Genomic DNA, 10,487 nt, shown 5'->3' with positions numbered 1-10,487 from the left:
GGGTTGGGCATCCTCTCGGGCTTTGCCGGTGGGCGGATCGACTCGCTGATCATGCGTGTTGTCGATGTGCTGCTGGCTCTGCCCGGCGTGCTGCTGGCCCTGGCGATTGTCACCGCGATTGGCTTTGGCACGGTGCCGGTGGCCATCGCCGTGGGCGTCGGCATCATTCCCGGGTTCGCCCGCACCACCCGCGCCGAAGTGCTGCGGGTCAAGACCCTGCCCTATGTCGAAGCCGCGCGCCTGGGCGGCGCCAGCTGGGGGCGCACCTTGCTGCGCCATATCCTGCCGAACGCCTGGGGCCCGGTGGCGGTGTTGGCCACCCTGGACTTCGGCGCGGCGATCCTTGCCACGGCGGGGCTGAGTTTCCTCGGTTTCGGCGCGGTACCGCCGGCCGCCGAATGGGGCACGCTGATCGCCAACGGCCGGCACTTTCTGATCACCGCCCCGTGGGTGTCCCTGTTGCCCGGCCTGTTCCTGGTGGCCGTGGTGTTCAGCCTCAACCATATCGCCCGTACCTTCGAGGAGACCCAGCGATGAGCGCTTTAGTGGATGTGCGCCAACTCAGTGTCAGCTACCGTTCCGGCGGGCAACTCACCTCGGCCGTCAAACAGCTGTCGCTGGCGATTGCCGAGGGCGAGACCGTGGCGATTGTCGGCGAGTCCGGCTCGGGCAAATCGACCCTGGCCAACGCGATCCTCGGCTTGCTGCCGGACAACGCGCAGATCAGCGGCGGCGAACTGTGGATCGCGGGCAACGACCTGACCCACGCCAGCGAACGCCAGAAGCGCGGCGTGCGCGGTCGCACCGTCGGGCTGGTGCCGCAGGACCCGATGGTCAGCCTTAACCCGACCTTGCGCGTGGGCCAGCAGATCGCTGAAGCGCTGATCCTGGCCCACGGAAAACGCTATCCCGGTGTGGATGCCGACATTGTCGAGCTGCTGCAACAGGTGGGCATCGACAAGCCCGTACTGCGCGCCCGCCAGTACCCCCATGAACTCTCCGGCGGCATGCGCCAGCGCGTGCTGATCGCCATTGCCCTGGCCGGCAACCCGCGCCTGATTATTGCCGACGAGCCCACCAGCGCCCTTGATGTGACCGTGCAGCGCAAGATCCTCGACCACTTGCAACGCCTGGTGAGTGAGCGCGGGATTTCGCTGCTGATCATCACCCACGACCTCGGCGTGGCCACCGACCGCGCCGACCGCATCCTGGTGATGCAGCACGGTGAACTGGTGGAACAGGGCCCGCCCCGGCAGATCCTCGACGCGCCCCGGCACGACTACACCCGCGCCCTGATCGCCGCCGCGCCGGCTTTTGCCAAGCGCCGCGAACCGTTACTGAACCTGGACCCGACGCAGGCGCCGATCCTCAGCCTGCACCACGTCGGCAAGACCTTCGCGCTGCCCAAGGTCAAGGGCGAAGCCAGCACCTTCCTGGCCCTGGAAGACCTGAGCCTGGAGGTTTACCCCGGGCAGACCCTGGCGATTGTCGGCGAGTCCGGCTCGGGCAAGAGCACGGCGCTGCGCATCGCCCTCGGCCTGGAAAAACCCAGCCACGGCCGCGTGCACTTCGAACAGCAGGACATCACCGACCTCAGCTGGCGCGAATTCCGCCCACTGCGCCAGCGTATCCAGCTGGTGCAGCAGAACCCGTTCGCTGCGCTGGACCCGCGCTTGACGATTTTCGAGAGCATCGTCGAGCCGCTGGAATCCTTCGGGCTGCTCAAGGGCGCCGCCCTGGAACAGGCCGCACGCGAACTGATCGGCCGCGTGCACCTGCCCGTCAGCTACCTGGACCGCCTGCCGCGCGAACTCTCTGGCGGGCAATGCCAACGCGTCGCCATCGCCCGCGCCCTGGCGTTGAAACCGGACCTGTTGCTGCTGGATGAACCGGTCAGCGCCCTGGATGTGTCGGTGCAGGCGCACATTCTTGAGCTGCTGGAAGAGTTGCAACGGGAGATGGGGATTGCCTATGTGCTGGTGTCACACGACCTGTCGGTGGTGGCCAACTTTGCGCACCAGGTGTTGGTGTTGCGCCAGGGTCGGGTGATTGAGCATGGCTCGGTGGAGCACATCTTCAACCGGCCGGCGACGGAGTACACCCGCGAGTTGATTGCGGCGATTCCGGGGCGCAAAGCGGCGGCCTGAGGACCGATCCGACTCGGTCAAAAAATGTGGGAGCGGGCTTGCCCGCGATAGCAGTGTGTCAGTCACCGAATGCATCAGCTGACACTCCGCCATCGCGGGCAAGCCCGCTCCCACAGGTACAGTGTTCGGCCTTGGCTGACAGGCACCATCAGTCGGTCACCGCAGCACTCTTGCCCTCCGACATCAAGATCGCCAGCACAATCAGCGCCGCACCGGCGAGCATCCGCCACGAAGGCGCTTCGTGGAACAACCACCAGGCGCAGGCGATGGCGTACACCGGTTCCAGCGAGATGATCATGCCGGCGCTGCGGGCGTTGAGGCCCTTGAGGCTTTTGACGAACAGGGCCTGGGACACGGCGGTGCACAGCACGCCGAGGATGGCCAGGTGGGTCCAGTCAACGGCACCGAGGTCCACTAGGTCAAACACCGCAAACGGGGCCATGATCGCGGCCACCGTCGCGTTCTGCCAGAACACCACTTGCACGCCATTGCGCCCGTCGGTGGCGCGGCGGTTGGTCATGGCCAACAGGGCAAACGACAGCCCTGAAGCCAGGCCCCACAGCAAGCCGACGGTGCCCTGGTTGGCGAGTTCGAACGAGGGCGTCACCAACACCAGGCCCAGGGTCACCAGCAAGAGTAACAGCGCCTCGGCCAGGTGCGGCCGGTCGCGGAACACCGCCATGTCGAGCAAGGTGATAAAGGCCGGAAAACTGGCAAAGCCGAGGGTCGCAACCGCCACGCCACCGACCTTGATCGCAATGAAAAACGTCACCCAGTGTGCGGCAAGCATCAGCCCCGAGAGTGCATAAATCGAGAGTTTCCTGAGGTTCAGGCCGCGCAGCAACGCACGGTCTTGCAAGTGTGCGAACACCGCCAGGGCCAGCAGCGCAAACGCTGCGCGGCCAAAGGTGATCACACTGGCGCTGGCATGGATCAGTGCGCCAAAAATACCGGTCAAGCCAAACAGCAGTGCAGTGATATGGGCAGAAGTAAGGGCAGTACGATAGGCAGTCATGAAAAGAGCTTCGCGAAAACGAGCTGGGCCGTGGACTTCTTATTGTTGACCCGGTTGGAAGAAAGGCGCCTCAATCGCTGCTTGCGTGGAGCTTTGTAGAGAGGCGCCTGGTTTTTTTAGCCTTCGGACGTGTCGATCCAGATGGTCTTGATCTCGGTGTACTGGTCGTGGGCCCAGATCGACTTGTCACGCCCGCCGAAACCGGACTGCTTGTAGCCGCCGAACGGGGTCGAAGCATCGCCCTCGCCGAAGCAGTTGACGGTGACGATACCGGCGCGGATCTCGCGGGACAGCTTGATCGCATGGCGCAGGTTGTCGGTGTACACCGACGCGGCCAGGCCGTAGATGGTGTCGTTGGCCAGGGCGATGGCTTCGTCCAGAGTGGTGAACGTGGTCACGGTCAGCACCGGGCCGAAGATCTCCTCCTTGAACAGCAGGCTATCGGCGCCTACGCCGTCGACCACGGTGGGCTGCACGTAGATACCGTCCTCGGTCTTGCCACCGAAGACCACGCGCAGGTTTTCGTGGCCGGCCTGCACCAGATAGGAGCTGACTTTATCGAAGTGCGCCTGGCTGACCATCGAGCCCAGGCGGTTGTCCGGGTCCAACGGGCTGCCCATCTTCCAGGCCTGCAACTGCACGCCGATGCGCTTGAGCAGCTCATCCTTGACGTCGGCGTGGACGATCAGCCGCGACGAGGCCGAGCAGTTCTCACCCATGTTCCAGAACGAACCGTTGACGATATGCCCCGCCACCAGGTCCAGGTCGGCGACATCGTTCATCACCACGGCGGGGTTCTTGCCGCCCAGTTCCAGGACGATGCGCTTGAGGTTGGACTCGGCCGCGTAGTGCAGGAACAGGCGGCCGGTGTCGGTGGAGCCGGTGAAGCTGACCATGGTCACGTCCATGTGCCGGCCCAACGGCTCGCCGACTTCACGACCGCCGCCAGACACCACGTTGAACACGCCATCCGGCACACCAGCCTGGGACGCCAGTTCGGCCACGCGCAAGGCGGTCAAGGTGGTTTCCTTGGCCGGCTTGACGATGATCGAGCAACCGGCCGCCAGGGATGGCGCGATTTTCCAGGCGAGCATCAGCAGCGGGAAGTTCCACGGCAGCACCAGGCCGACCACGCCGATGGCTTCGCGCACCACCAGGGTCAGGGCGTCGTGGCCCACCGGCGCGGTGTTGTCGTAGATCTTGTCGATCAGCTCGGCGTGCCAGCGGATCATGTGGATGGTTTCCGGCACGTCGGTCAGTTGGCACTCGCGCACCGGCTTGCCGCTGTCCAGGCTTTCGAGCACGGACAGTTCGTGGGAATGCTGCTCCAGCAGGTCGGCAAAACGCAGCAGGACTTTCTTGCGCGTGCCCGGGCTGAGCTTGTGCCAGCGGCCGTCGTCGAAGGCCTCCTTGGCCGACGCCACGGCAACGTCCACGTCGGTGCTGTTGCACGCGGTGATTTCAGCCAGCACTTCACCGGTGGCCGGGTTGGTGGTGGTAAAGGTGTTGCCCGACACCGAGGTGTAGGGCGCGCCGTTGATAAAGGACGTGGTGGGGAACTGGATATCCTGGGCGATGGCCGCGTATTCGGCGGCGCTGAGCAGATGGGTCATCATGCACCTCCTTTGATGCGCGCGACGTCGCGCTTGAGGTTGGTGATCACGGTTTCCAGCGCTTGTTTTTCGTCTTCGAACAGCGGTTGCAGCGGTGCACGCACGCTGCCAGTGCGCAGGCCGCTGAACGCGCAACCGGCCTTGATCGCCTGGACGAATTTACCGCCTTCGAGGAAGTCCATCAGCGGCATGAAGGCGCTCATGATCTTGCGGCCTTTGTCGAAATCTTTTTCGATCACGCAGGCTTCGTACAGGGCGATGTGTTCGTGCGGCACGAAGTTGGAACCGGCACACACCCAGCTGCGCGCGCCCCAGGCGAAGAATTCCAGGGCCTGGTCATCCCAGCCGCAGGACAGCGCGATGTGCGGGTAGTGGGTGGCCAGGCGGTGGACCTGAGCCATGTCGCCCGAGCTTTCCTTGATGGCCACGACGTTTTTCGAGGCGCTGACGGCCTTGAAGTATTCGTCGCCCATGCTCACGCTCATGCGGCCCGGGTAGTTGTAGAGCATGATCGGCAGGCCGGCGGCCTGGTCCACGGCCAGGGCGTGGATGGCGTTTTCCTGTTCGGTGGGCAGCGCGTACGGCGGCGAACCGACGAGGATCGCGTCGGCCTTGATGGCGCGGGCGGCCTTGGCGTATTCCACCGAGTCTTCAGTGCGGATGGCGCCGGTGCCGACGATCAACGCGACGCGGTTGCCGATGACTTCCTTGGCGTGGGCCGCGAGGTCGATGCGCTCCTGGGACGTGTGGGCGTAGTACTCGCCGGTGGAGCCGCCGATGATGATGCCGTGTACCTTGGATTCGATCAGGTATTCGAGCACGTCAGCGAAGGCTGCGTTGTCGATCTGGCCGGTGGCGGTCAATGGGGTGATTGCCGGGGTGTAGATGCCTTCAAATTTCATGGGTGTTTCTCCAACAGTTAAAGTGGTGTGTTTTTCGCTCAGCTGCTCAAGGCCGCTGCGTCCCGCAAGTTCAACGAGCGTGTTTCCGGGGCCATGGCCCAGGCGGCGGCCAGGCCGATAAAGGTCACGCCGGCGGCGACGTACATGGTGTTGCCGATGCCAATCGAGGTCAGCGACAGCGGCACCAGGTAGGTGCCCACGGCGGCGCCAACCCGCGACAACGAGGTGCCGATGCCGACGGCAAAGGCGCGGATTTCGGTGGGGAACAATTCATTCGGGTACACCAGTTGCAGCACCTGGGCGCCGCCGATGAACACGGCGTAGGCGCCGAACAGGCACAACACCAGCAATTCATGGCTGTTGGAAAACGCCGCCAGCAGCAACAGCGCTAGGCCCGACCAGAGGAAGCTGTGGATCAGCATGCTGCGCCGGCCGATGGTGTTGATCAGCCGGGTGGCGAGGATGCAGCCGACCACAAAGAGCAGCGTGATGAACATCGAGCCGTAGGAGGCCCACTCGCCTTTCAGGTTGAGGGCTTGCAAGACTTTGGGGGCGAAGGCGTAGACGGCGAACACCGGGATGATCGAGCACGACCAGAACACCGAGACAAAGAACAGGCGCTGGCCGTAACCCGAGCGCAGCAGGTCGCGGAAGGTCATCTTGCGCTCGTCCGGCTGCTCCGGCAGATCGCGCAGCGAATAGTGCGCGCCGTAGACACGCTTGATCACCTGCTCGGCCTCGGCGTCGCGGCCTTTGCTGAGCAGCCAGCGCGCCGATTCCGGGGTGCCCAGGCGCAGCCCAAACAGCACCAGGCCGATCACCGCCGCACTGGCCAGCGCGTAGCGCCAGGCGTCGTCGGCGCCGCTGTTGATGATGGCGTTGCCGACCACATAGGCAAACGCCGCACCGGCGAACCACAGGATGGTCAGCGCGGCGAGCCGTGGCCCGCGTTGTTTCTTCGGCAGGAACTCCACCAACAAGGAAGTGGCCACCGGGTATTCGATACCTACGGCCAGGCCAATAATGAAACGGAACAGGAACAGTGCCCAGGCGGACTCAACCCAGAACTGCGCCAGGGAACACACAATAAATAACGACGGGCCAATGAAATAAACTTTCTTGCGCCCCAACTTATCGGTCAACCAACCGCCGATAAAACCGCCAAAGAACACGCCAATCAAGGCCGATGCGGCAATCAAACCCTGCCAGAACTCGGTCAGTTGCAAGGCATCGGTGATCTGCAACATGGCGATCCCGATAATGCTTAAAACATAACCATCGACAAATGAACCCCCGCCCGAACGGGCCGTGAGTACACGGTGAAAGTTATTAAGAGGTACATCCTCAACTGAGGCATTCGGACTTGTCATTATTATCTCCTACTTCGCTTCGTTCATTCGCCGGGGTACAACGCACACTTGAAATCCAGGCGAATGAAAGCCGTCTCAATCAGAAACCGCAGTCGTTGAAACGCCTGCTGTTGTCCAATCAATAGATTAAGTTCGGTGTTACTGCGCTTACGTAGTGCGGGTCAGCTTTCCTGGCCGGCGCGGCTTTGTCCCCATAACAAGTTCATGTTTACACCCGCTGATAACAGCGGCTCCGGTGGGTTTCTGCTGGGGCCCGGGGACGTCAACAGGAAGTCCACCAGGTGATTGCTTTTGCCCGCCAGCCACTCGGCCAGCAAGGTGCCGGTGACGGTGCCGCGGGTTACGCCCAGGCCGTTGCAGCACAGGGCGCCGTAGACGTTTTTGGCCAGCTCGCCGAAGTGCGCCATGTGGTTGCGCGACAGGCTGAGGGAGCCGCCCCAGGTGTAGTCGAAGGTGACGTCGCGGTGCAGCGGGAAGCGCCGGTCGAAGGATTCTTTGTGGCGTTTCACAAAACGTTGCAGGTATTTGGGGTTGCTGCGCCCGTCGGCGTTGTAGCTGAAGCTGTTGCGCACCAGCAAACGGTTGTCCACGGTGCGGCGCAGGGTGGTGCCGAACGGGTCGGCGGGGATCACGCCCCAGAACGGGTCGCCGCCCAGGCGCGCCTGCTCGTCTTCGCTCAGTGGCCGGGTCAGGCTGGCGTAGGTGAAGATCGGCAGCATGCGGCTTTTGAGGAAGCCGAAGCTCATGGCGAAGGCGTTGTTGGTGAGCACCAGCTTGTCGGCGATGATGCGGCCGTTCTTGTGGATCAGCACGGTTTTGTCGCCGTACTCGACGGCGGTGATCGGGGTGTTTTCGTAGAGGGTGACGTTGGCCGGCAAGGTGTCCGCCAGGCCTTTGACCAGCGCCGCCGGCTGCACCAGCGCGGTGCCCGGGGTGAACAGTGCCTTGCGGTAGAAATCGGTGCCGATGCGGCTGGGCAAGTCAGCGGCGTCGATCACCTGATAGGCCTGGCCAAGCTTGTCGAGGCCACGGCGGTAGGCGTCCAGCACGGCAATGCCACGGTCTTCGATAGCCGCCTGGTACTTGCCGCAATCGCGCCACTGGCAGTTGATGCCGTGCTGCTCGACCAGCGCGCGCAGCATGGATTGCCCGGCGAGGTTGAGTTCCATGCTGATCCTGGCGGTGGCGATGTCGCCGATATAGTCTTCGGCGCCGATGTCGTGGGGCAAGTCGATGGCAAAGCCTGCGTTGCGCCCGGAAGCGCCGTAGCCGACTTCCTGGGCTTCGATCAACACGATCTCGTCATCCGGGAAGTTCAGCGCCAGTTGGCGCGCCGCCGCAAGGCCGGTGAACCCCGCGCCGACCACGGCCCAGCGCGTGGCGCTGATACCGCTATGACGCGGGCGTGCCACACGCGGCGGGCTCAGGTGGAACCAGCCACAGGTTGAATCGTCTGCCGGGGTGTTTCTGATGAGTGCCATTATTCGCGACCTGGGTTCTTTTATAGTTGTTAGAGCTAACAGCTACCCGTCTGCATCGCGTCACTTCGGCCTGCATCAAAAGGTCAAAGCGTAAGCGCTACATCCAGGCCTTCGGGGGCCGCGTACTCGGACATCCGCCGACGGGACAGTTCGAGGTGGGCCTTCACGATTTCCCCGGCCAAGACCGGATCGTGGTGTTCGATTGCGCTGATCATGTCGTCATGCTGCTGGGCGGCCACTTCCAGGTCTTCCTGCATGTCCACCGTGGTCGGGTGGCGGTAGAAGATCTTGCCCAGACGGGCGTGGTCGATCAGCAAGCGCTGCAAGCTCGGCATCAGGTAGGCGTTGTGCGCCATCTTGCCGATTTGCAGGTGGAACTCGTCGTTGTACAACACCCGGTTCTCAACATCCTTTTCCTCGATGGCGGTCCGGAACAGCGCCTGGATGCGCTTCAATTCCACCACTTCGGCCGGGGTTGCGTGGGAACAGGCCAGTTGCGTCGTCGCGATGTAAATCAGCGGCGCCGCGAGGAAAAAACTGCGCAGCGACTGGTAACTCATCGCCGAGACCCGCGCGGCACGGTTGGCTTCCAGGTCGATGTACCCTTCCGCCGCCATTTGCCGCATCAGTTCACGTACCGGTGGGCGCGACAAACCGAACTCATCACACAGCGCCAACTCGTCCACTACGGCACCCGGTGCCAGTTCCATGCTGAGGATGCGGCGGCGCAGCGCCTCACCCAATACCGCCTTGCGGTCAATGCTGGGCTCGACCGGAGCCGGCGTAGTGAGTTCTTTGGTAGCCATGGTGAAACCTTCCTAAGTAGTAAGTGCACACGGTCTACTACCTGTATTCGCACTATAAAACAACAAAATACTTTGTGTCTACAATTAAAATACACAACATAAACATCAAGCAAAGCCCCGCTCCTGTGGGGCCATACGGCTATTTGACCAGGCGAATTTCCTTGGACGGACGATGGCCGAAATAGGCGCTGTAGCACTTGCTGAAATGGCTGGGCGAGACAAACCCACAGGCCACCGAGACCTCGACGATGGTCAGCGAGGTGTGCTGCAACAAGCGCCGCGCCTCGGTGATGCGCAGGTCCATGTAGTAGCGCTGCGGCGAGGTACCCAGTTGCTCCTTGAACAGCCGCTCGATCTGCCGTCGCGAGCGCCCGGCATACAGGCACAGGTCCTCCATTTGCAGCGGCTCTTCGAGGTTCACGTCCATCAGGTTGATCACCTCGCGCAACGGCCCGCTGACCGAGACACTCAACAGCGGCTTGGCCCGCCGAAAACGCGAAGCCTCGAACGCGAGGATGTCCTCGATGCCATCGGTGAGGGTCTTGCCGTGCAGGCCGCGGATCCACTCCAGCGCCATATAAAAGGCACCAGTCGGACTCGATGCCGTGAGGCGATTGCGATCCACCACATAGGCTTCGCTGGTGACATGACTGAGCCGCGCAATCTCCGCCAGCGCCGGGCGGTGCTCGGGGTGAATCGCACAGCGATAGCCCTCCAACACCCCGGCCCGGCCGAGAAACCAGGCACCGTTCCAGATGCCCGCCAAGGCAACACCCTGCTCCGCCGCAGCGCCCAACAACAGGCTCAGCTCATCGTTGTAGCGCAGCGGCGTGCGGTAGCCGCCGCAGATCACCAGCACGTCGAGTTGCAGCACCGCGTCCAGGCTCAGGCGCGCATCGGGCCGGATCACCAGGCCCAGGTCGCTGACCACTTCATCAAACGCCAGGCCAAAGGTTTGCGTCGCAAACGACTCGGGCCGGATCAGGTTGGCGGTGACGATCGTGTCCAGCGCCTGGGTAAAGGCCGGCAGCGAAAAATGCTCCAGCAGCACAAAACCCGCCCTCGCCTTGCGCACCTCCTGGCCTGGATGATCGTTGAGATAACGCAGGTTCTTGCACTGCATGACATCGCTGAATTGGCGTCGCGCTACCAC

9 protein-coding genes are annotated in these 10,487 nt (G+C 63.1%); 2 read left to right on the top strand and 7 right to left on the bottom strand.

All coding sequences use genetic code 11. The features are described from left to right. The coding region (locus tag J1G37_RS12530) for an ABC transporter permease (RefSeq protein WP_207042049.1) at positions 1 to 537 on the top strand (537 nt) is incomplete at its 5' end. Beyond that, complete coding sequence (locus J1G37_RS12525; protein WP_207042047.1) at positions 534 to 2,147, top strand: ABC transporter ATP-binding protein; 1,614 nt, start codon at positions 534 to 536, stop codon at positions 2,145 to 2,147. The genes J1G37_RS12530 and J1G37_RS12525, both read left to right, overlap by 4 nt. Positions 2,148 to 2,295: 148 nt before the next feature. On the opposite strand, the gene J1G37_RS12520 is transcribed toward J1G37_RS12525, so the two are convergent. The 7 genes from J1G37_RS12520 to J1G37_RS12490 form a co-directional block, all read right to left on the bottom strand. Further along, the gene (locus tag J1G37_RS12520; protein WP_207042045.1) at positions 2,296 to 3,162 is read right to left on the bottom strand and encodes a DMT family transporter; all 867 of its coding nucleotides are present in this window, start codon (positions 3,160 to 3,162) and stop codon (positions 2,296 to 2,298) included. A gap of 116 nt (positions 3,163 to 3,278) precedes the next feature. Then, complete coding sequence (locus tag J1G37_RS12515) at positions 3,279 to 4,775, bottom strand: aldehyde dehydrogenase (protein ID WP_207042044.1); 1,497 nt, start codon at positions 4,773 to 4,775, stop codon at positions 3,279 to 3,281. After that, positions 4,775 to 5,677, bottom strand: a complete 903-nt coding sequence (locus tag J1G37_RS12510; protein WP_207042043.1) for a dihydrodipicolinate synthase family protein — start codon at positions 5,675 to 5,677, stop codon at positions 4,775 to 4,777. The genes J1G37_RS12515 and J1G37_RS12510 overlap by 1 nt, the downstream gene beginning before the upstream one ends. A 38-nt stretch (positions 5,678 to 5,715) precedes the next feature. Continuing rightward, positions 5,716 to 7,047: an MFS transporter gene (locus tag J1G37_RS12505; protein ID WP_207042042.1), complete on the bottom strand. Its 1,332-nt coding sequence runs from the start codon at positions 7,045 to 7,047 to the stop codon at positions 5,716 to 5,718. Between the two features lie 161 nt (positions 7,048 to 7,208). Then, positions 7,209 to 8,528 (bottom strand): FAD-binding oxidoreductase, encoded by a 1,320-nt coding sequence (locus tag J1G37_RS12500; RefSeq protein ID WP_207042041.1) that lies wholly within the window; start codon positions 8,526 to 8,528, stop codon positions 7,209 to 7,211. An 83-nt stretch (positions 8,529 to 8,611) separates the two neighbouring features. Continuing rightward, a complete protein-coding gene (locus J1G37_RS12495; RefSeq protein WP_124525136.1) occupies positions 8,612 to 9,334 on the bottom strand; it encodes a GntR family transcriptional regulator in 723 nt (240 codons plus the stop codon). A 139-nt stretch (positions 9,335 to 9,473) separates the two neighbouring features. After that, the gene (locus J1G37_RS12490; protein ID WP_207042040.1) at positions 9,474 to 10,487 is read right to left on the bottom strand and encodes a GlxA family transcriptional regulator; all 1,014 of its coding nucleotides are present in this window, start codon (positions 10,485 to 10,487) and stop codon (positions 9,474 to 9,476) included.

The sequence above is a fragment of the Pseudomonas sp. Marseille-Q1929 genome (genome assembly GCF_017316265.1).
Lineage (GTDB): Bacteria > Pseudomonadota > Gammaproteobacteria > Pseudomonadales > Pseudomonadaceae > Aquipseudomonas.
This window is presented reverse-complemented; position numbering and strand designations above follow the sequence as displayed.